General features: G+C 62.2%; 17 protein-coding genes, 1 tRNA gene and 1 pseudogene. 8 read left to right on the top strand and 11 right to left on the bottom strand.

Features of this window, described 5'->3' with window-relative positions:
- Window positions 1-100: 100 nt before the first annotated feature.
- Window positions 101-472 carry a hypothetical protein gene (locus DPM35_RS25780; protein ID WP_112130002.1) on the top strand — a complete coding sequence of 124 codons (372 nt, stop codon included), beginning with the start codon at window positions 101-103 and terminating at the stop codon, window positions 470-472.
- 115 nt (window positions 473-587) lie between these two features.
- On the opposite strand, the gene DPM35_RS25775 is transcribed toward DPM35_RS25780, so the two are convergent.
- Window positions 588-902: a BA14K family protein gene (locus DPM35_RS25775; protein WP_112130046.1), complete on the bottom strand. Its 315-nt coding sequence runs from the start codon at window positions 900-902 to the stop codon at window positions 588-590.
- Window positions 903-1235: 333 nt separating this feature from the next.
- Window positions 1236-1403 carry a hypothetical protein gene (locus DPM35_RS25770; protein WP_112130001.1) on the bottom strand — a complete coding sequence of 56 codons (168 nt, stop codon included), beginning with the start codon at window positions 1401-1403 and terminating at the stop codon, window positions 1236-1238.
- A 152-nt stretch (window positions 1404-1555) separates the two neighbouring features.
- On the opposite strand from DPM35_RS25770, the gene DPM35_RS25765 reads away from it, so the two are divergent.
- The 6 genes from DPM35_RS25765 to DPM35_RS25730 all read left to right on the top strand — a co-directional run bounded on the left by DPM35_RS25765 (window position 1556) and on the right by DPM35_RS25730 (window position 8245).
- Window positions 1556-1631, top strand: a tRNA-Thr gene (locus DPM35_RS25765).
- 1027 nt (window positions 1632-2658) lie between these two features.
- Entirely contained in the window at window positions 2659-2904 is a 246-nt protein-coding gene (locus DPM35_RS25755; RefSeq protein WP_425373413.1) for a hypothetical protein, read from the top strand.
- Between the two features lie 239 nt (window positions 2905-3143).
- Window positions 3144-4085 carry a hypothetical protein gene (locus DPM35_RS25750; protein ID WP_112130000.1) on the top strand — a complete coding sequence of 314 codons (942 nt, stop codon included), beginning with the start codon at window positions 3144-3146 and terminating at the stop codon, window positions 4083-4085.
- On the top strand, window positions 4079-5263 hold the full coding sequence (gene glf, locus DPM35_RS25745; protein ID WP_112129999.1) for a UDP-galactopyranose mutase: 1185 nt from the start codon (window positions 4079-4081) through the stop codon (window positions 5261-5263). Before DPM35_RS25750 ends, glf begins: the two co-directional genes overlap by 7 nt.
- Window positions 5264-5740: 477 nt before the next feature.
- The gene (locus DPM35_RS25735) at window positions 5741-6514 is read left to right on the top strand and encodes an NAD kinase (protein WP_112129997.1); all 774 of its coding nucleotides are present in this window, start codon (window positions 5741-5743) and stop codon (window positions 6512-6514) included.
- Window positions 6515-6706: 192 nt separating this feature from the next.
- Window positions 6707-8245, top strand: a complete 1539-nt coding sequence (locus DPM35_RS25730) for a DEAD/DEAH box helicase (RefSeq protein ID WP_181592137.1) — start codon at window positions 6707-6709, stop codon at window positions 8243-8245.
- A 74-nt stretch (window positions 8246-8319) separates the two neighbouring features.
- Here DPM35_RS25730 and DPM35_RS25725 read toward each other — a convergent pair whose 3' ends face one another.
- The 9 genes and pseudogenes from DPM35_RS25725 to DPM35_RS32555 all read right to left on the bottom strand — a co-directional run bounded on the left by DPM35_RS25725 (window position 8320) and on the right by DPM35_RS32555 (window position 17487).
- Complete coding sequence (locus tag DPM35_RS25725; protein ID WP_112130045.1) at window positions 8320-8928, bottom strand: hypothetical protein; 609 nt, start codon at window positions 8926-8928, stop codon at window positions 8320-8322.
- 257 nt (window positions 8929-9185) lie between these two features.
- Window positions 9186-9836, bottom strand: a complete 651-nt coding sequence (locus DPM35_RS25720) for a YiaD family glycine zipper/OmpA-like lipoprotein (protein ID WP_112129995.1) — start codon at window positions 9834-9836, stop codon at window positions 9186-9188.
- Window positions 9837-9972: 136 nt separating this feature from the next.
- Window positions 9973-10340 (bottom strand): annotated as a pseudogene (locus DPM35_RS25715) (GFA family protein).
- A gap of 288 nt (window positions 10341-10628) precedes the next feature.
- Window positions 10629-11006 carry a hypothetical protein gene (locus DPM35_RS25710; protein ID WP_112130044.1) on the bottom strand — a complete coding sequence of 126 codons (378 nt, stop codon included), beginning with the start codon at window positions 11004-11006 and terminating at the stop codon, window positions 10629-10631.
- A gap of 293 nt (window positions 11007-11299) precedes the next feature.
- Window positions 11300-11716: a GFA family protein gene (locus DPM35_RS25705; protein ID WP_181592136.1), complete on the bottom strand. Its 417-nt coding sequence runs from the start codon at window positions 11714-11716 to the stop codon at window positions 11300-11302.
- A gap of 14 nt (window positions 11717-11730) precedes the next feature.
- Window positions 11731-12862, bottom strand: a protein-coding gene (gene prfB / locus DPM35_RS25700; RefSeq protein WP_112130042.1) for a peptide chain release factor 2 whose coding sequence is annotated in 2 segments (ribosomal slippage) — window positions 11731-12795 and window positions 12797-12862 — 1131 coding nt in all. Because the reading frame shifts where the segments join, the coding sequence is not laid out codon by codon here.
- A gap of 127 nt (window positions 12863-12989) precedes the next feature.
- Window positions 12990-15446 (bottom strand): penicillin-binding protein 1A, encoded by a 2457-nt coding sequence (locus tag DPM35_RS25695; RefSeq protein ID WP_112129994.1) that lies wholly within the window; start codon window positions 15444-15446, stop codon window positions 12990-12992.
- A 230-nt stretch (window positions 15447-15676) separates the two neighbouring features.
- Complete coding sequence (locus tag DPM35_RS25690) at window positions 15677-16876, bottom strand: N-acetylmuramoyl-L-alanine amidase (RefSeq protein ID WP_245431641.1); 1200 nt, start codon at window positions 16874-16876, stop codon at window positions 15677-15679.
- Window positions 16877-17349: 473 nt separating this feature from the next.
- Window positions 17350-17487: a hypothetical protein gene (locus tag DPM35_RS32555; protein WP_181592135.1), complete on the bottom strand. Its 138-nt coding sequence runs from the start codon at window positions 17485-17487 to the stop codon at window positions 17350-17352.
- Between the two features lie 92 nt (window positions 17488-17579).
- Here DPM35_RS32555 and DPM35_RS25685 point away from each other — a divergent pair, with 92 nt between their 5' ends.
- Entirely contained in the window at window positions 17580-20540 is a 2961-nt protein-coding gene (locus DPM35_RS25685; RefSeq protein ID WP_112129992.1) for a ribonuclease E/G, read from the top strand.
- The last annotated feature ends 54 nt before the right edge of the window (window positions 20541-20594 follow it).

Here is a 20594-nt window from a genome sequence, read left to right as displayed (position 1 = left end):
GACGGACTGGACCGTCTTGCCGGCGCGCCGGGATGCATGCGAAAGGGCACGGATGCGGAAAACAGTTTTCCTTCTATCCGTCGCTTCCCTTTGCGGATGCGTGGCGGCGGCACCGCCGCCGGTCGAGCCCATCGCAGGCCCCAGCGGCAACCCGCTCGTCGATCCCGTCCCGATCTCGCTGGCGATGGAGGAGATCATCACCGCCGGCGTCCGCCAGCATTTGAAAAACCCGCTCGCCGCCAAGTTCGGAACGATGCTTGCCGGAGAACGCAGCTTGAACGGCCGGCACGAGGTCGTGGTGTGCGGCTATGTCGACGACAAGGGCTCTCCCGGCGGCAACGAGCCTTTCATCGGCAAGATCTATCCCGATGCCGGAAACAGTTTCGATCTCGTGGCGATAAACGACGTTTCGGTCAGCGGCGCCTGCAAGGCGGTCGGACTGGCGATGCCGGAGCTGAAGCCCAATGCCTAAATTGGTCGAGACAGGAAAGCTGCCCGCTTCAAATCAAGCCAATCAGGCTGATGTCTAACGCTCAAACGCAAGAAGAGGGGCCGCGCGCAGCCCCTCTTTCCTGGTCCGCCCTCTCTTACAGATGGCAATAGTGCGGGTAGCCGTCGTAGCCGATATAGGTGTTCGTGTCCGGGTCATAGCTGCCGTAGCGGGCCATGCAGCGGCGAACATGCCAGGAACCTTCGTAGCCGCCTTCCTCGACATAGACCGGGCGCGGCTGCTGCTGGGATAGCAGGCTGCCGAGGACGAAGCCGCCGACGCCGGCGGCAATGCCGATGCCGAGTTCGCGATTGTGATGGTTGTGAGCAGCCGAAGGCTGGACGGTGCCGACGAGCGAGCCGGCGGCGACGGTGGTGGCGATGAGGCCGGAAACGATGGTGCGCTTGAACATGACGATCTCCTGGGTTTCGTTGGAGAGGCGAACCATCCGCCTCTTGATCATGGGTCGCGGCGGGCCGGAAAAAGGTTCGAAGTTTTTTTGAGATTTTTCTCGCCGGTGATTTTCCCAGGCTTCAGCCGTGGGCCGACTCGTTCCCGGAATACAAAACGAGCGGCCGCGGGGGCCGCTCGTCGAAGACAGATGGTCCTCTCGTCAAAGGCTGATCACCTTGCCGTGGTGGTGGTGATGATCGTGGTGCCACCCGTCGTGGCAAAGCGGCAAAAGGTTCGAAGAAGTAGCCTGCGTTGGCTGAGCACCCTACTGCTTACTGGCTACTCCCTCCCTTCACCCCATCCCCGTGACATGCCTCAGCCAGAAGGCGAGCACGATGAAGCCGATAAAGGTGGCGACGCCGGTCCAGTCGATGTTGGCTTTCTTCAGGTCGCTGACGACCTTCACCAGGAGAAGCCAGGTCACGACGATGAGCGGCAGGATGATGACGAATCTGATCATGCGGCACCCCGTTCGATGCGATTGCACGTGTACAGGATGTAGGAAGCGGCGCGCCGCTTTTCAGCAGGTCGACAAAGCCACGCCGTCCATTGGCAAACCCAAAACGGAGTTTTGTCTTTACTGGCGCACGAAATGTGCTACCGGAGCGCCGTGCCCTTGTAGCTCAGCTGGTAGAGCAGCGGTTTTGTAAACCGAAGGTCGCGGGTTCGATCCCTGCCGGGGGCACCATCCTTCGCTCTTCAGAAACTGCGCGCGATAGCCTTTCCGACCGGGCCTCGTATAGCGCCGCTTCGTCTCCCGGGGAAAACCGGCTTCGCGCATGCAAAACATTTGGAGCGGGGATTCCCTTATTGCGCAATCTGATCTAGTTTCTCCGCTCAAAGAAATCGCGCGGTGGCAACCATGGAAGCGATGTTCGATGACCTTACGGCGGCCGTTAGACGGCCGCGTATAGACGTTTGGGGGAAGACCCGCGTCTTTGCCCTAGACTTCGCCGGCAAGCTCTTCCTGGGCATTGCCATTGGCCTCGGGATCGGCATTGGGTTGGCAATCGCCGGTTAGGACCCGTCGCCAACGAGAGGCTTGGGGGCGCACAGCCAGCAGGCTTCCGCGATCGCACTATTCCGGATGTAGCTGGGCGATGCCGGAGTTGTTGCGTGGCAACCGTGAGCCCGGCGCCTTACCGCGGCATCTATCCCCAACAAACAGTTGGGCGCGCTGGCCATTTTCCCTATGGTTGAGAGTCGTCAAGCGCAACGCCTCTTGCGGGGATGCGATTTGCGCGCAAAGCTGCCGAGGATGGTAACCAGGGCTGCGCTCTGTCTGTTGGCTGTCGAGGCGGTGTCATTCGGATCCGCACAAGCCGAAACGTTGAGAGAAGCCTATGACGCTTGTCTTGCGGCCACCATCCCTAAATTCGAGCATGTTTGTGGCCGTGCAGACTTGATCGCGAGAGATATAATCTTCGAGTGCAGTCCGCAACTTCTAGAAATCTTGCGTTCGGCGCCGCTTGCCGACGATGAAAACGAGAAGGTCGTCGCCGATCTGTTGCAATTTCGACTTCAGCATCCTTGCGAAGTAAATTAGGTGGCGCCCCAAATGGGTCGCTTTGATCGCGGGTTTCATTACCAGCCGGTTTCTCGACTGGTAGGTCTTTGACCGTCCGTTAGCTGCTCCTCATTCTCACCACGGATCGCTGCCACAAGGAGACCGCTCTGGCCACCGGCAAGGTGAACGTCCTTGTCGGCGGCGGCGAATGGGTGACGACCGGCTTTGCGGAGGAGAACTCAGCGCTCGACTTCCCGATCCCGAGCCGCTGATCGACGACGTCTACCACTCCGACATCGACGACTATGTCCGCACGCCGCTCGCCATGCGTGAGCTCGATGTCTCGGTCGTTCACGGCGGCCATCTTCCGAGCTTCGGCAGGGTGCGCTGCCGACAACTCATCGCCGAATATATCGAGGGCAAGCGCAAGTCTGGCTGTCACCTGCAGAAATAGCCGACGGTTCCAGCTCGCCTGATCGGCAATCCCAACGTTTGTCCCGGAACATGCACGATCCTGCTCGCTTGGACATCTTACTGACACCAGTTTCTGTATATATTAGCAATATATAATATGCTTCTTATGCCAAGGAACGCATTTCTTGTCTTGGCGCACAAAACCTTTTGAAGCGAGCGAGTTTGATGTAATGCGACAAATCAACAAAGCAGCAAGACAGAAAAGCAGCCAAACTACGCATGAATCTCGCCGTCAATTCTCCGGTACCGGCCGACCACGGCAATCTTGTGATCGTCAGGGCCGGCGACAGCTCGTTGCACCGTGGCTGGGGCGCGGACCAGCCCGGATGCGGATTCGACCTGATCGTAAGTTACTATGGGTCCGATCCATCGGCCTTCCGCCTTCCTTACGAAAGACGCGTGGATCAGAGAGGTGGCAAGTGGGACGGTCTTTTTGCTCTGTTTCGTCAGCGGCCTGAACTGCTTCAGCGCTATCAGTATTTCTGGCTTCCGGATGATGATCTCGATGCCGATCGAAAAACCATCGAGGCCATATTTGCAAATATGCGCCGACTCGACCTCGATGTCGGCCAGCCCTCCCTGACACTCGACAGCTACTTTTCGCATTTGCCGTTCTTACGCTGCGACAGTTTCGAATTCCGTTTCGTGGATAAGATCGAGATCATGGCTCCCTGCATCCGGGCCGGCATACTGCTCAAGATGCTGCCGCTCTTCGAACGTTCAATGAGCGGCTTCGGGCTCGATGCACTTTGGACGCGTCTGGGAGCGGACAACCGACGCAAGTCCGCCGTGTTCGATAATTTGTCGGTTCGTCACACGCGCCCTGTCGGAACCGCGCTTGCCAAAGTGATGTTGGAAAAAGGCCTCACGCCCGAGGCGGAATACGCGCAGTTGGAGACCAGGTTTGGCCTGGATGAGTTTTACCCGATCTCCTATGAGGCCGTGGACAGAAAGGGTCGTCTTTGGCGGTCAAAGACCGCCATCGGCCTGCGCATGATGCTGGATTATGCCTGCCGGCTGAAGACATTCAAACAGGCGCATCGATTGAAGAAAATGCTGTGGCGGCATGTCCGGCGACAACACTTCAAGGCAATTGAACTTTCGACCATCGCGATCGCGCCGCCTCCTGTTCATGCCGCCGACCGGGCGAAGACATGTTGAACGGCGTCGATCTTATCATCGTAGGGGCCGGCTTCTACGGCGCGACACTTGCCGAACGTGTTGCGACCAAGCTGGGGCGTCGTGTGCTGGTGATCGACCGACGCGCCCACATAGGCGGCAACGCCTACACCGAGACCGACGCCGCAACCGGCGTCGAAATCCATCGCTATGGACCTCACCTCTTCCACACCTCCAACAAGGATGTCTGGGACTATCTGCGTGCCTTCACTCGTTTCACCTCCTACCGGCACCGCGCGTTTTCATCATATCGCGATCAGGTCTATTCCTTGCCGATCAACCTGGCGACTATCTGCCAGTTCTTCGGCAGACGATTCAGCCCAGATCAGGCGCGCGCAATGATTGCGGAGCAAGCGTCTGAACTCGGCGACCGGCCGCCGGCCAATCTGGAGGAGAAGGCCATCTCGCTTATTGGACGCCCGCTCTACGAAGCGTTCATCAGAGGCTACACCGCCAAGCAATGGCAGACCGACCCGCGCGAGCTTCCGCCGCAAATCATCGCGCGCCTGCCGGTGCGTTACACGTTCGAGGACGGCTATTTCAACGACCGGTTCCAGGGGCAGCCGCTCGAGGGCTATACGGCAATCTTCGAGAAGATGCTCGCGCATCCGCTGATCGAGACCAGGCTCGGCGTCGACTTCTTCGACATCAAAGGGTCGATACCCAAAAATATGCCCATCGCCTACACCGGCGCCATCGACCGATACTTCGACTACGCCGAAGGAGATCTAGGCTGGCGAACCATCGACATCGAGTTCGAACATATGAATACGCCTGACCATCAAGGCACGGCGATCATGAATTACGCCGACGAAGCCGTGCCCTATACGCGGATCGTCGAGTTCAGGCATTTCAATCCCGAACGCGATCTCAGTCGCGAGAAGACGCTGATCGGCCGCGAGTTCTCGCGTTTCGCGCGTCGCGGCGATGAACCTTACTATCCCATCGATACGCGCGCCGACCAGAAGATCTACGACCGGTACCAGACGCGCGCGCGTCAGGGCGCAGACAACACCCATTTCGGCGGTCGACTCGGAACATACCGCTATCTCGACATGCACCAGGCGATCGGAGCGGCCCTCAAGGCATTCGAGACGGTTTTCGTGCCCTATTTCGAAGGACGGTTAGACACTGTTTCGGCAAGGAGCCGACCCGCCTAGCGACATCGGCTGCACGCATCACGGAGACCGCCGTAACGACGGCACCGGAAATGTCATCCCGAGCGAACTACAGCGCCCTCACCGGACAGGGAGTCCCCGTGGCGTCCCCGCAACGGGAAACTGTCGGCTGCGGCCGCTGGCTCATCTCTTCCGACTGACGCACGAGTTCGGCGAACATCAGCGCGAAACTTCCCATCATCAGGAAGACTATGATCAGACGCGTTACCGGCAATAGACAGGTCTCTCGACTGGCCAGCCCCCGCCAACCCATCCACTGTCGGCTAACATGATCGATCCGGCTTTACGAGTGTTTAAGGTTCCTCTTAACCATTGTGGCCATCACATTCATGTCGCTTCTGTCACGAAGCGCGATTGCCGGGTGTGACCGCCGGCCAGTGCTGCGCCCTTCACAGATATGGGCGACGCATGCTACGCCGTCGCCGGCGCGGCCCCGCAGACGGTCGCCCTCCGGGAGCCATGAGCAAAGCCGCCAGCCGTTTCGCCTTCGTCTCTTCCGACACCGACGACGCCCGGGCAGCGTTGCAGAGCCTTTCGTCGCGGTATGGGCAGATATCCGTTGCCGAGGCCGACATCATTGTCGCTTTGGGTGGCGATGGCTTCCTGCTGCAGACGCTGCGCGACACGATGAGCACCGGCAAGAAGGTGTACGGCATGAACCGTGGCACCATCGGCTTCCTGATGAACGAATATCGCGCCGGCGGTCTCGAGGAACGCATCGCCGCCGCGGTCGCCGAGACGATCCGTCCGCTGGAAATGGCCGCCGTGACGCATGACGGCGATTCCATTTCAGCGCTGGCCATCAACGAAGTGGCGCTGTGGCGCCAGTCCTACCAGACGGCGAAGATCCGCATCACCATCGATGGCCAGGTGCGGCTGGAGGAGCTGAATTGCGACGGCGTCATGATCGCCACCCCCGCCGGCTCCACGGCCTATAATCTGTCGGCGCACGGGCCGATCCTGCCGCTCGATGCACCGCTCCTGGCATTGACGCCGGTCAGCCCTTTCCGACCGCGCCGCTGGCGCGGGGCGCTGCTGTCCAACAAGGCGACCGTGCGTTTCGACATACTGGAAGCCGAAAAGCGCCCGGTGAATGCCGCCGCGGACCATACCGAGGTCAAGGCGGTGGCCTCCGTCACCGTGCGGGAATCGCCGACGGCGACGGCAACTTTGCTGTTCGATCCGAATCATTCCTGGAACGAACGCATCCTTGCCGAGCAGTTCCGCTACTGAGCCGGCTGAGCGAGATTGCTTCAATTAAGCATCGCGATTAAGGTTACGTCGTCACAATCACCGGGATTTCCGGCTGTTTCTGTTGACAAATCGCGGACTTGCGCCTAACTGCAACCGCGATCTTGCAGGCGCGCGGCGCCTGCCGCAACGTGTGTTGCGATTTTCCCCGAACCAGCCAAAGACAGCCACCACTTGTCCGCAGACACTCAGACCGCTCAAGAAGCGTTGACATTCTCAGACCTTGGCCTTTCGCCCAAGGTCCTCTCCGCAGTCTCAGACGCCGGCTACACCAAGCCGACTCCGATCCAGGCCGGCGCCATACCGCATGCGCTGCTCGGCAAGGACGTGCTGGGCATCGCCCAGACCGGCACCGGCAAGACCGCTTCCTTCGTGCTGCCGATGCTGACGCGCCTGGAAAAGGGCCGCGCCCGCGCGCGCATGCCACGCACGCTGATCCTCGAGCCGACCCGTGAGCTGGCCGCGCAGGTCGAGGAAAACTTCATCAAATACGGCAAGAACCACAAGCTCAACATCGCGCTTCTGATCGGCGGCGTCTCCTTCGACGAGCAGGACAAGAAGCTCGAACGTGGCGCCGATGTGCTGATCGCGACACCGGGCCGCCTGCTCGATCATCGCGAGCGCGGCAAGCTTCTGCTCAACGGCGTCGAGATCCTCGTCATCGACGAGGCCGACCGCATGCTCGACATGGGCTTCATCCCCGACATCGAGCGCATCTGCGAGATGATCCCGTTTACGCGCCAGACGCTGTTCTTCTCGGCGACGATGCCGCCGGAGATCACCAAGCTGACCGAGAAGTTCCTGCACGCGCCGGTGCGCGTCGAGGTTTCGAAGGCGGCCTCCACCGCGACCAGCATCACGCAACGCCTGGTGAAGTCCGGCAACAAGCCTTGGGAAAAGCGCGAAACGCTGCGCAATCTGATCAAGGCCGAAGACGCCGACCTGAAGAACGCCATCATCTTCTGCAACCGCAAGGTCGAGGTGTCGGAGCTGTTCCGCTCGCTGTTGAAGCACGATTTCGACGCAGGCGCGCTGCATGGCGACATGGACCAGCGCGCGCGCATGCAGATGCTCAATAATTTCCGCGACGGCAAGCTGCGCTATCTCGTTGCCTCCGACGTCGCGGCGCGCGGCCTCGACATTCCCGATGTCAGCCACGTCTTCAACTACGACGTGCCGATCCATGCCGAGGACTATGTCCACCGCATTGGCCGCACCGGCCGCGCCGGACGCGCGGGCAAGTCCTTCACCATCGCCACGCGCTCCGACACGAAATATGTCGACGCTATCGAGAGGCTCATCGGCGCCAAGATCGAATGGCATGACGGCGACCTGTCGACCGTGACCGAAAGCGAAGGCGAGGAGCAGCCGCGCCGTGGCCGTGGCGCCCCACGCCGGGCCGGCCGCAACGACGAGGACCGCAAGGATCGCGGCGAGCGCAAGAAGGACCGTCACGCCAAGCGCGACGAAGCGCCCGAGATCGCGCGCGAGGAACAGCCCGTCGCCGAAGTGGCCGACATCGCCGAACGCCGCGCCCGCAAGGACGCGATCCGTTCCGAGAACGAGCGCAAGGGTTCGGGCAACCGTCACGAGCAGCGCGGCGACGCCCGGCCGCAGCGCGACCGCCCCGGCCGCCATCGCGAGGAAGACGACGCGACCGTCGGCTTCGGCGACGACGTGCCGGCCTTCATGCGGATCGTCGCGAAGGTCTGAGCCTCCACCTGTAGAAGCAGACAAGAAACGGCCCGGTTCGGGCCGTTTCTTTTTACTGCTTTGCTCGCCCTGCCCTACATCGGTCCGGGCATCATCTTGGTCGGTTTCTCCAGCATCGGGAACTCGGCCTTGGTGCATTTCACGTTCGGGTTCGTCGGGGTGAACATGCCGTGCGGATTGTCCCTGAACAGCCAGGCATGCAGATCGTAATGGACGAACTCCCTCGGGATGAGCGGATAGTGTCCTTCCATCGGCCCCATGAATTTCTGGCCAAACAGCTTCGGAACCTCCTTCACGTCCGGTGTCAACGGCACCAGCCATTCCACGCCCACCAGTTTCAAGCCTTTCCCGGTCGGCTCGTAGATCAGGACGTTGGGCTTCATCGGATCGAGCGGCTTGCCGATGCTCGGGACGTTGACGAAATGGACGCCCATGGCGCCCTTCGGATAGTACATCGCGCCGTCTATCTTTTCTCCCTTGTAGTAGACGCAGCCTTCGGTCGACAGATAGAGGTCGCGGATGGCGGCCGTGTAATCTTCATACTTGGCCAGGGATTTCTTCAGGGCTTCGATATCGGCCTTATTGGCATCCTCGGCCCGAGCCGTGGCGGCTCCGAGCCATGCGCTCAAAAGGCCAGTCAAAACGAGGGCGCCGCAGCGCCCGAGGCGAGTTGTTCTTGTCATGCATTCCTCCCAGATTCCCTTGATCTGGCCGTGCAAGACCGGGGCGGTAGATGCGATTGCGCGACCGGTTTGTTTTGACCGCCCCATCCCCTCTGGAACGGCTGAATGGTAGTCCTTTCCCTGGATTTGAAAAGTATCAATTAGGAAAAGCTAATGTCCTAAGACCTTTGACCTATCTTTGGACGCGCGCCAACAAAAAACGGCCCCGTACGGGACCGTTTTGCTTTGATGGCGCTGCGCGGTTGGTCGCGGGTTTTTCAGGTGAGCGGCGACAGCTGGATTTCGACACGCCGGTTCTGTTCGCGCCCCTGGGCCGTCGCATTGGATGCGATCGGGCGCGTCTTGCCGAAGCCAGTGACGGCGAAGCGGCGCTGATCGACGCCCTGGCCGGCCAGGTAGTTGGCGACGGCGAGCGCGCGACGCTGCGACAGGTCGAAATTGTGCTGGTCGCTGCCGGTCGAGTCGGTGTGGCCGAACACGTCCACCGTCGTCTGGCGGAACTTCTTCAACACCAGCGCGACGGAGTTCAGCACCGGATAGAAGCCCGGCTTCACCGCGTCCTGGTCGACGTTGAAGGTGATGTCGGACGGCATGTTGAGGATGATCTGGTCGCCGCTGCGGGTGACGCTGACGCCGGTGCCCTGCAACTGGCGGCGAAGCTCGGCCTCGTTCTGGTCCATGGTCGCGCCGATCGCGCCGCCGGCCAGCGCGCCGATGCCGGCGCCGATCAGGGCGTTGCGGCGGTCATTGCCGCCGGCGAGCAGGCCAAGGCTGGCGCCTGCAAGCGCGCCAAGGCCGGCACCGGCCGCCGTGTTGGAAATCTTCTGGTCGCCGGTATACGGATCGGTGGTGGTGCAAGCGCTCACCAGCACAGCCGTCGCCACGACGACGAGCACGGTCTTCTTCATGAGATTGGTCCCTCTCCAATTCGCGGCCCTTGCGGCCACGCCAAATCAGCCCTTCCGCAGCCTTGTAGCATGAAATGCGGCGAAAAACGGAACGGGGATGCAGCCGTAAAACTAGCATGCCGTCCCCGCTTCGCCTCTACCACAGATTCTTGCCGTCGATGACCACCACCTCGACCTTGTCCAGGTCGAAATCGTCGAACAGGCGCGAATTGACACTGATCTTCGGATTGTCGAAATCCGGCTTCCCGGTCGACCAGTCAGGCGTCTCGGTGAAGGTGCCACAACCGCAAATGGCGCAGAAACCATGCTTCACGGTCTTCGAGCCCAGCGATAGAAGGAGACGTTTTCCGGTGGGCTCGTGAGCTTGAATTGCGACGGGACATAGTAGGCCCATAGCGACCCTCGCTTCGAGCAGAACGAGCATGTGCATTGCGTCACCGTCTGCGGCGCCTCGGCAACCTCGAAGGTTGTCGCCTTGCAGTGGCAGCTGCCTTTGATGGTCATGAACTCACCTCTCCGTTGTCCGCCGCGCCCATATTGCAGGCAATTCCGAACGGAAAAGCGCTACGCACTTTTCCTGGAACTGCTCGGTGGCAAGGCAACATAAAGAAGCAGTCCTGACAACTGTCCGTCAGCAGCTTCGGCAGGGATGCCGGCGCGCTCGAAGGCTAGAGAGTTTCACCGTTTCACGGAAACGGCGAACCACTCTATATCTTTGTTTCCACGCAATTCCGGACGGAATACTATGGCGAAGAGGCCAAGCCTAACCGCTCACACTTTTCCTGGATTGCGCTAGTAAGAGGGCGGCGGCACGAACAGGCAGATGGTCTTGCCGGCGTCGAGCCCGGCCTGATGCGCGCACCAGTGATACTCGCCGTCGGGCGAATTCTTGATCCGCTTGTCGCTATAGGCCACCACCTCGCCCGTGCCTTTTATGACATAGCCTTCGGGCCGCTCGCTGATCGATGACTGCGGCACTTCCTTGCAATCGAAGTTGGCACAGCAGGCAAAGGGGTATTTCCAGCCTTGCGGCATGGCGGCCGTCGGTTGGGCGTCGTGCGCGATGGCCGGCGGCGCCAGCACCGAGATGGCCCCAACAGCGAAGAGGGAGAACAAAAGTCGGCCAGCCGGTCGAACGGCTTGGGCCGATCTTGATGTGGCAGCAGACATCGAGCGTTCCTTTCGAGCATCAAGCGTTTTCGCTTGCCCGTTCCCGGAACGTGTCTTCCCAGTGGCCGGATCGTCGGTCGCAGATATGCCGCAGCCGGCCATAAATGCTTTTAAGCCCAGCACGAAAACTGGGCTGATTCCTCGACTGACGCAAGCAACCGCTTGCAACGGCGATGCGGCGTTTTGCACCAGCCTCTGCCATCCCGAACCGTGCGCCGGCCTGGCTAACGACCGGTTAGCCGCACGGTGCCGGTGCCCGACAACGGGAAACGGCTCAAGCTGGTTCCGGACGTTCAGCCGGGAACATGCCCATCATACTGCGGCAAGTCGTCGGCGATTGTGAACCATTTCGCCTTGGAGCCGACAAAGATGTGCGCGGTCGGCCGTATGCTCGGATCATCGACCAAGGTTCCCATCGCGACGTGGACATAGGCACCGTCGCGGACCAGCGAATAGAGCAGCGAGCCGCATCGGCCGCAATGCGCGTCATGGCCGCTCTTATCGCCGAAAATCAGCAGCCTGTCATCGCCCGCGGTGAGACGGAACTTGCCGCGCTCGATGCCGGCGAAGGGCTTGAACGCGGAACCCGTCGTGCGCCGGCAATTGGAGCAGTGGCAGTTCGCGGCATAGGCGAATTCGTCCGCCACTTCATAGTGAACGGCGCCGCAGAAGCATTTCCCGGTAAGATTGCGTGTCACCGGCTCCTCCATGCGGCGCCAGGACCCTAATCCAGGTCCGCCACCGCTTCGCCCGCGCCGCCCTCGATGCGATGCGACAGCGAGGCTTCCATGAACTCGTCGAGGTCGCCGTCGAGCACGCTCGACGGCGAGGTGCTTTCAACGCCGGTGCGCAGATCCTTCACGAGCTGATAGGGCTGCAGCACGTAGGAGCGGATCTGGTGGCCCCAGCCGATGTCGCTCTTCGACGCCTCCGTGGCGTTGGCGACCGCCTCGCGCTTCTTCAGCTCTTCCTCGTAGAGACGCGAGCGCAGCATTTCCCAGGCCTTGGCGCGGTTCTTGTGCTGCGAGCGCTCGGCCTGACAGGCAACCGCTATGCCGGTCGCGAGATGGGTGATGCGGACCGCCGAGTCGGTGGTGTTGACGTGCTGGCCGCCCGAGCCCGAGGAACGATAGGTGTCGATGCGCACGTCGGATTCGGAAACATTGATCTCGATCGAGTCGTCGATAACGGGATAGACCCAGACACTGGCGAAGGAGGTGTGGCGCCGCGCATTGCTGTCGTAAGGCGAGATGCGCACCAGGCGGTGGACGCCGGATTCGGTCTTCAGCCAGCCATAAGCGTTGTGGCCCTTGATCAGCACGGTTGCGGATTTGATGCCCGCCTCTTCGCCGTCATGGACTTCCAGCACCTCGACCTTGAAGCGGCGGCGCTCGGCCCAGCGCGTGTACATGCGCAACAGCATCGAAGCCCAGTCCTGGCTTTCGGTACCGCCCGCGCCGGCATGGATTTCGAGATAGGTGTCGTTGGCGTCGGCTTCGCCGGAGAGCAGCGTCTCGACCTGACGGGCTTTCGCCTCGCCCTGCATCGAGCGCAGCGCAGCCTCCGCTTCGGCGATGATGCCGTCGTCGCCCTCTTCCTCGCCGAGCTCGATCAGGCCGATATTGTCTTCCAATGCCTGGGTCAGCCCCTTGACGGCGGCGATACCGTCCTCGAGCTCCTGGCGCTCCCGCATCAGCTTCTGCGCTTCGATCGGATCATTCCAGAGGCTGGAATCCTCGGCGCGCGAGTTCAGGTATTCAAGCCTCTTTACAGCCTGATCCCAGTCAAAGATGCCTCCTCAGCAGGGTTATCGCCTGCCTGATCTCGTCGACAATGTTTTGCGTTTCCGCGCGCATGGCTTTTCGTTCGGTCCTGTTTTCTTCGGTCTTTTCGGAATAGGCGCGATACATAGGCACGGCATCGCCGCCTGTAAAGCGAAATGGGCCGGCGGTCCCGCCAGCCCATTCGAGCGCTATCGAGACGTCAGTAGAGCCCGCCGCCGCCGTCCTGGATGGCCTGGTTGGCTTGTGGCGACAGCGCGCCACCCGAACCGTTGGAGCCATCCGCGCCCATGCCGATCACCCAGTAGCTGTCGGCCGGGCCGGTGCCCGGCTTGAACGCCTCGACGATGGTGTTGGGATCGCCTTCGGCGGCACGCATGCCGGTCTTGCGGTTGATGGCGATGAGCTTCATGCCGTCCGGAACCTGGAAGTCGGTGTTCGGCTTGCCGTCGAGCGCCACGCGCATGAAGTCCTTGAAGATCGGCGCGGCGAGACCGCCGCCCGTGGCACCCTTGCCGAGGCCGCGCGGCGTGTCGTAGCCCATGTAGAGACCGACGACGAGGTTTGGCGTGAAGCCGATGAACCAGGCGTCCTTTTCGTCGTTGGTAGTGCCGGTCTTGCCGGCGATGTGGCGGCCGAGCTCGCCGATGGTGGCGCCGGTGCCGCGCTGCACCACGCCTTCCATCATCGAGGTGATCTGGTAGGCCGTCATCGGGTCGAGCACCTGCTCGGAATTGTCGACCAGTTCCGGCTCGGGCTGGTTCTTCCATTCGGTGGCGTTGCAGCCCTCGCAGCCGCGCTCGTCCTGCTTGAACACCGTCTTGCCGTAGCGGTCCTGGATGCGGTCGATGAGCGAAGGTTTGATCGATTTGCCGCCATTGGCCATGATTGAATAGGCCGACACCATGCGCATGACGGTCGTCTCGCCGGAGCCCAGCGCCATCGGCAGATAGGGCGCCAGGTGATCGTAGACGCCGAAGCGCTCGGCATATTCCACGACCAGCTTCATGCCCATATCGTTGGCAAGCCGCACTGTCATCAGGTTGCGAGACTTCTCGATGCCGGAGCGCAAGGTGGCCGGGCCAGCGACCGTGCCGTCATAGTTCTTCGGCGTCCAAGTGGTGTTGCCGCTCTGGATGGTGATCGGGCCGTCCATGATCACCGAGGCCGGCGTATAGCCATTGTCGAGCGCGGCCGAATAGACGATCGGCTTGAACGAGGAGCCGGGCTGGCGCATCGCCTGGGTCGCGCGGTTGAACTCGGACTGCGCATAGGAGAAGCCGCCGACCATGGCGAGCACGCGGCCGGTATGCGGATCCATGGCGACGAGACCACCTTCGACCTCGGGCACCTGGCGCAGCATATAGGTGTTGTCGGAGCCATCGTTCTTCTGCACGAAGACGACGTCGCCGGGCTCCAGTACTTCCGCAGGCGACTTCGCCCTGACGGACTTGCCGTTGACGAAATGGCGCATGGCGAAGCCCATGTCGTCCTTGCTGACGGTGCCCTGGACGCGATCCTTGACGAGATCGCCGGAGACTTGGCGCGCCGGCTGAAGGCCGATGGTCAGGCCGGCATCCGAACTGTCGAGCACCACGGCCAGCGTCCATTCCGGTACGTCCTCGAGACCTTTCACATTGCCGAGCGGAACGCCCCAGTCGCCGGAAATGTCGATATGTGTGACCGGACCGCGGTAGCCGCGCAGCATGTCGTATTTGAGCAGGCCATTCTGCAGCGACTTGCGGGCGATGAGCTGGATGTTCGGATCGAGCGTGGTGCGCACCGACAGGCCACCCTCGTAGAGCGCGTTCTCGCCGTAGCGGGCAATTATCTGGCGGCGGACTTCCTCGGTGAAATACTCGCCGGCAAACAGATAGGATCCGTTGCGGCGCGGCGTCACGCCGAGCGGCTCGGCCTTGGCCTTGGCGCCCTCCTCGCGGGTGACGTAGCCATTCTCGACCATCTGGTCGATGACCCAGTTGCGGCGCTCGATCGCCCGGTCAGCATGCTTGAAAGGATGATAATTGTTCGGGCCCTTGGGCAGCGAGGCGAGATAGGCGGCTTCCGCGACCGTCAGTTCGTTGACCGACTTGTCGAAATAGGTGAGCGCCGCACCCGCGACGCCATAAGCGCCGAAGCCGAAGAAGATTTCGTTGAGATAGAGTTCGAGGATGCGGTCCTTGGAATAGGCCTGCTCGATGCGGAAGGCCAGGATCATCTCCTTGATCTTGCGCTCGTAGGTCTGGTCCGAGGTGAGCAGGAAGTTCTTCGCCACCTGCTGGGTAATGGTCGAAGCGCCGACCTGGCGCCGGCCCGAGCCCAGATTCTGCAGGTTGACGATGATGGCGCGGCCAAGGCCGGTGATGTCGATGCCGGGGTGGTTGTAGAAATTCTTGTCCTCGGCCGACATGAAGGCGGCCTTGACGCGGTCCGGGATGGCTTGGATCGGCAGATAGAGGCGCCGCTCGCGCGCATATTCCGCCATCAGCGAGCCGTCGGAGGCGTGAATGCGCGTCGTCACCGGCGGCTCGTATTTGGCCAGAACCTCGTAGTCGGGCAGGTCCTTCGCGACATGGCTGATATAGATGGCAAGGCCGGCCGCCACCAGCAACGCCAGCGTCGTGCCGATGCCAAAGAAATAGCCGATGAGACGAATCATACCCGCTCCAGTCCGAGGTTCGGGATTTTCCTAAACGAAGCCGACAGTCGCGCAAGCTTCCCGGGGCGGTCCCAATCCGCAATCAAAGACCCATGTCGCCACCATGTGGACAAAATACGGCAGCGCGAAATTTGAGGTCTCGGTTATTGAATAATAACGCCGGGTGTTGTCGTCATGCAACGGCTGCTTGTGGTTGTAGACGCCCGGTGGTTGTGAGCGGGCACAGCCGGTCAACCGCCCGTCGCCGTTCCGGTCTTGGCCGCGGCAAACAGGGCGACCGCGTTGGTTATGCTTTGCGCCGCCTTGCCGCGCCAGTCGGCGTTGAGCAGCTGTGCCTCGTCCTTGCTGTTGGAGAGGTAGCCAAGCTCGACCAGAACGGACGGCACGTCCGGAGCCTTGAGCACCCTGAAGCCGGCCGAGCGTTGCGGATTGTTGATGAGGCCGACACTGGTCGACAATTGGCCTACCAGCGTATGGGCGAAGCTCATCGAGAAGCCATGCGTTTCCCGGCGGATCAGGTCGATCAGGATGTCGGTGACTTCCTTGTTGTCGTCCTCGATCTTCATCCCCGCAAACTGATCGGAGAGGTTCTCGCGATCGGCGAGCGCCTGGGCCTCGGGATCTGAGGCTTTGTCCGAGAGCGTGTAGACCGTGGCGCCGCGAAGACCTTTGACGGCGATCGTATCGGCATGGATCGAGATCAAGAGATCCGCCTCGTGCTGGCGCGCGATCCGCACGCGCTCGTCAAGCGCCAGATACACGTCGTCGTCGCGTGTCATGAAGACATCGTATTTGCCGACCGTAGCCAGCTTGTCGCGCAATTCCTTGGCAAAAGCGAGCGTGACGTCCTTCTCGACCGTGCCGGCCGAGCTTTCGGCGCCGCCATCGACGCCGCCATGGCCGGGGTCTATCACCACCGTGAAGCGATGGCCGGGCGCCGAGACCGGCCCGGTGCCGACCCGCTCGCCTTTTTCGGTGGAGACCGTCGAACCGGTGGTCAGCGACTGGTTGGCGAGCGCCTCGTCGAACTCTCGTTCGGAGGCGGCCGACATATCGATGGCGATGCGGTAGCCGCTGCCGTCGTCATTCTTGAGCACATCGAGCTTGTCGACGACGAAAGGACCCTTGCCGGTCAGGATCAGTCGCGAACCATGTCCCTGGTCGCCGTAGCGGACGGCCCGCACAAGGCCGCGCGGCTTCACATCCTTGGCGTCGAGAGCGAATCGCGTGCGCGGCAGGTCGACGACCAGGCGATCGGGGCCTCGCAACAAGAACCATTTGATGTCCGGCTCGCGGTCGAAATTAACGACGATGCGCATCTTGGTGGCGTCGCCGGCCATCTTGTAGCCGGTAGCGCCAAGCGGGGCGTCGGCGCGCGCGGCGGCCGCGAAACAAAGCAGCAGCGCCAGCAGCGAGGCGGCCCAGACCATGCGCGTGAAATGCGCCGCGGCCCCGCCCCTCTTGTCCGCGCTGCCCGCCAGTCCCATCTCTTGTCCGTCGCTCCCGGTTTGACGCATGCGCCCGATCTTCTCACAGAGTGCCCGTCAGGCCGCCAATTCGATTAACGATTGGTATTCAGAGAAGGTTAACCAAGCCTTTCATGCGGTGATGCCCAAGGCCACCTTCCCTAACGGAAGCGCTTTTTGCCGGCATCGGAAATCGGGGTTGCCTTCCATCCCGCCAAATCATAAAAGCGACGTTGGATCACTGCAATCCTGGAACCGCTCGCCTCAGCAGTTTCCTGCCAAAGGTCGGATGCAAAGGCGGCTCCGTTATCCTTCCAGGCTCAGGTGGTCGCGACGATTTTCGCAGGCGTGCTCCCGTGGCGGGGGAATCGCTTGCGTGAGGAAAACGGCCGGGTTGCCCCGCGCCGGCTCTTCGTGAGCAAACAAGCTGGTCCGGCTCAGCCCGGGCTTTGGTTCAAAAGGTTCTGCTGGGTGCCGATGGCTTCAAGCGCAATCATGGAAAGGTCCGCATCAAACCGCGCCATAATGGCTGCGGGCGGCACCGCCATTGCGCTCAAGCGGCGGCTGGCGGACATTCAATTATCCGGCATGCACACAGATACAGGCGCACAGCGGCGGGCATTGCCACGCCAGCTGCGGCCGTCGGCTGCCGGCAGGAAACAAGATAATGCCCAACAAGATGCTGATAGACGCCTCCCACCCGGAGGAAACACGCGTTGTCGTCGTTCGCGGTAACCGCATCGAAGAATTCGACTTTGAATCCCAGGACAAGAAGCAGCTCAAAGGAAACATCTATCTCGCCCGCGTAACCCGCGTCGAACCTTCCCTCCAGGCAGCCTTTGTCGAGTATGGCGGCAACCGTCACGGTTTCCTCGCCTTCAGTGAAATCCATCCCGACTATTATCAGATCCCGGTAGCCGACCGTCAGGCTCTGCTGCGCGCCGAAGCGCAGGAGGCCGAGGACGACGACGAGGAAGCGGAGAACGGCGAAGAGCAGCAGGCGCGCGATCGCGGCGGCCGGCGCAACCGTCGGCGCGGCGGCAAGAACCGCGACCGCGGCGAGCACAGACACGCTTCCTCGGAAAACGAGGAAAGCCCGGCTGAGCCCGCAGCCCTCGAACAACCCGCCGCCGAGCCCGCCGGGAGTGAGGAAGCTGGCGGCGCGACCGTCGATGCCTCGCCAGAAGATGCCTCGATCGTCGCCGAAGCCGTCGAAGTCGAAACCGACCAGGAAACGGCTGAAGAGCCTGCCGCCGAGATTGGCGGCGACCAGGCAGCGGACGACGAGGACGGCAAGCCGTCCGAAGGTGGCGCCACCTCGATTGCCGCGAGCGTGGAAGCCGACGTGATTTCCGAGGCGGTCCCGCAGGCGGATCTGCCCGAGCAGAGCGGCGAAGCCGCCAGCGACAACGATCGCGGCATGCTGGAGGATGTCTCGGCCTCGCATTCGGACGAGCACGAGGTCGAGTCGGTCGGCGCCGAGGACGCGCTCGAGGAAATCCGCAATCGCCGCAAGCCGGTGCGCCGCCAGTACAAGATCCAGGAAGTCATCAAGCGCCGCCAGATCCTTCTGGTGCAGGTGGTCAAGGAAGAGCGCGGCAACAAGGGCGCCGCGCTCACCACCTATCTTTCACTTGCCGGCCGCTATTCGGTGCTGATGCCGAATACCGCGCGCGGCGGCGGCATCTCGCGCAAGATCACCAACGCCCAGGACCGCAAGCGGCTGAAGGAGGTCGTGAGCGACCTCGACGTGCCGCAGGGCATGGGTGTCATCCTGCGCACCGCCGGTGAAAGCCGCACCAAGGCCGAGATCAAGCGCGACTATGAATATCTGATGCGGCTTTGGGAGAACGTCCGCAGCCTCACGCTGCAATCCACGGCCCCTGCCCTCGTCTACGAGGAAGGCAGCCTGATCAAGCGCTCGGTGCGCGACCTCTATAACAAGGATATCGACGAGATCCTGGTCTCCGGCGAGGACGGTTACCGCGAGGCCAAGGACTTCATGCGCATGCTGATGCCGAGCCACGCCAAGGTGGTTCAGCCCTACCGCGACACCACGCCGATCTTCGTGCGCAACGGCATCGAGGCGCAGCTCGACCGCATGCTGCAGCCGCAGGTGACGCTGAAGAGCGGCGGCTACATCATCATCAACCAGACCGAGGCGCTGGTCTCGATCGACGTCAACTCCGGCCGCTCCACCAAGGAGCATTCGATCGAGGAAACCGCGCTCCACACCAATCTGGAGGCGGCCGAGGAGGTCGCGCGCCAGTTGAGACTGCGCGACCTTGCCGGTCTCATCGTCATCGACTTCATCGACATGGAGGAGAATCGCAACAACCGCGCTGTCGAGAAGCGGCTGAAGGATCACCTCAAGAACGACCGCGCCCGCATCCAGGTCGGCCGCATCTCGCATTTCGGCTTGATGGAAATGTCGCGCCAGCGCATCCGTGCCAGCGTGCTGGAATCGACGATGAAGCCCTGCCCGCATTGCGGCGGCACCGGCCATGTGCGCTCCGATTCTTCCGTGGCGCTGATGGTGGTGCGAGCGATCGAGGAATTCCTGCTCAAGGATTCGCGCAGCCACATCATCGTGCGCACGCCGGCCGCGACGGCGCTTTATGTGCTGAACCACAAACGCGCCAACCTGGTTGAGCTGGAGGCCCGCTTCGGCCTGACGATCACGATCGAGGCCGATGAAACGCTCGGCACCCAGCATTACGCGATCTTCCGCGGCGCCATCGCCGAGAAGCCGGAAGGTTTCGTCGAGGTGCGCAGCCTGCCGGCCTATGTCGAGCCGGAAGAGCCAGAGGACGAGATCGTCATCGAGGAAGAAGAAGAGGTCGCGGTGCAGGCCGAACAGCCGCGCCCGCAGCAGCAGGGCCAGCACCAACAGCGGTCCGAGGACGGTGAAGGCCGTGATCGCAAGCGTCGCAAGCGCCGGCGGCGGCGTGGCGGCAGGGACCGCGACCGCGAGCAAAATGGGGATGTCACGGCTGCGCCAGCGGAAGCTGGCGAAACCAGCGACCATGCCGAGGATGCACCGGAAGAAGCAGCCCAGGAGGCGACCGCCAGCGGCGAAGCCGTGGCGGTGACCGCCGAGGACGGCGCCGGCAAGAAGCGCCGGCGCGGCAAGCGCGGCGGCAAGCGCAATCGCCGCGAGGACGAGACTTCAGAGGCCGTCGCCGGCGACGTCGAGGACGAAGCGGCGGAAGACGAGGACGCCGCAGGCGAGCCGGCAGTAGCAGCCGCGCCCGAGCAGCCTGCTGCTCCCGCGGCCGCCAATGACGATGCCGAGGCGGTCGAAAAGCCAAAGAAGCCCCGCCGTTCGCGCGCCAAGAAAGCCGCCGAGGAAGCCGTGGCCGAGACGGTGTCCGAACCCGTGGCGGAAGCCCAGGTCGCGCCCGTGGCGGTCGAGCCGGAGCCGGCACATGCCGCTCCTGAGCCGGCACCTGCCGCTCCCGCGGCGACCGAGGCGGAACCTGCCGCCAACGCGCATCCAACGCGGCGCAAGCCGCAGTCGATCGATGCGCCGGTTGTTCCCGTCGTATCCTCGAACGTGTCCGACGAGGCCAAGGCCGAGGACAAGCCGAAGCGCGCCGGCTGGTGGCAGCGCAAGGGTTTTTTCTAAACCTTTCAGTTCGTTAGACTGTTCTTCTGAGAGAATCCCGCGCCGCACCTGGCG

This window comes from Mesorhizobium atlanticum (assembly GCF_003289965.1).
In the GTDB taxonomy this organism is placed as follows: domain Bacteria; phylum Pseudomonadota; class Alphaproteobacteria; order Rhizobiales; family Rhizobiaceae; genus Mesorhizobium; species Mesorhizobium atlanticum.
The sequence above is the reverse complement of the archived record's forward strand: the minus strand, read 5'-3'. Positions and strand labels throughout refer to the sequence as shown.

Bases quoted from the DNA above. Each gene is read 5' to 3' on its own strand.
- DPM35_RS25775 (WP_112130046.1), bottom strand. From the start codon at position 902: ATGTTCAAGCGCACCATCGTTTCCGGCCTCATCGCCACCACCGTCGCC.
- DPM35_RS25770 (WP_112130001.1), bottom strand. From the start codon at position 1,403: ATGATCAGATTCGTCATCATCCTGCCGCTCATCGTCGTGACCTGGCTT.
- DPM35_RS25755 (WP_425373413.1), top strand. From the start codon at position 2,659: ATGGGTGACGACCGGCTTTGCGGAGGAGAACTCAGCGCTCGACTTCCC.
- DPM35_RS25750 (WP_112130000.1), top strand. From the start codon at position 3,144: ATGAATCTCGCCGTCAATTCTCCGGTACCGGCCGACCACGGCAATCTT.
- glf (WP_112129999.1), top strand. From the start codon at position 4,079: ATGTTGAACGGCGTCGATCTTATCATCGTAGGGGCCGGCTTCTACGGC.
- DPM35_RS25735 (WP_112129997.1), top strand. From the start codon at position 5,741: ATGAGCAAAGCCGCCAGCCGTTTCGCCTTCGTCTCTTCCGACACCGAC.
- DPM35_RS25725 (WP_112130045.1), bottom strand. From the start codon at position 8,928: ATGACAAGAACAACTCGCCTCGGGCGCTGCGGCGCCCTCGTTTTGACT.
- DPM35_RS25720 (WP_112129995.1), bottom strand. From the start codon at position 9,836: ATGAAGAAGACCGTGCTCGTCGTCGTGGCGACGGCTGTGCTGGTGAGC.
- DPM35_RS25710 (WP_112130044.1), bottom strand. From the start codon at position 11,006: ATGTCTGCTGCCACATCAAGATCGGCCCAAGCCGTTCGACCGGCTGGC.
- DPM35_RS25705 (WP_181592136.1), bottom strand. From the start codon at position 11,716: ATGGAGGAGCCGGTGACACGCAATCTTACCGGGAAATGCTTCTGCGGC.
- DPM35_RS25695 (WP_112129994.1), bottom strand. From the start codon at position 15,446: ATGATTCGTCTCATCGGCTATTTCTTTGGCATCGGCACGACGCTGGCG.
- DPM35_RS25690 (WP_245431641.1), bottom strand. From the start codon at position 16,876: ATGGTCTGGGCCGCCTCGCTGCTGGCGCTGCTGCTTTGTTTCGCGGCC.
- DPM35_RS32555 (WP_181592135.1), bottom strand. From the start codon at position 17,487: ATGTCCGCCAGCCGCCGCTTGAGCGCAATGGCGGTGCCGCCCGCAGCC.
- DPM35_RS25685 (WP_112129992.1), top strand. From the start codon at position 17,580: ATGCCCAACAAGATGCTGATAGACGCCTCCCACCCGGAGGAAACACGC.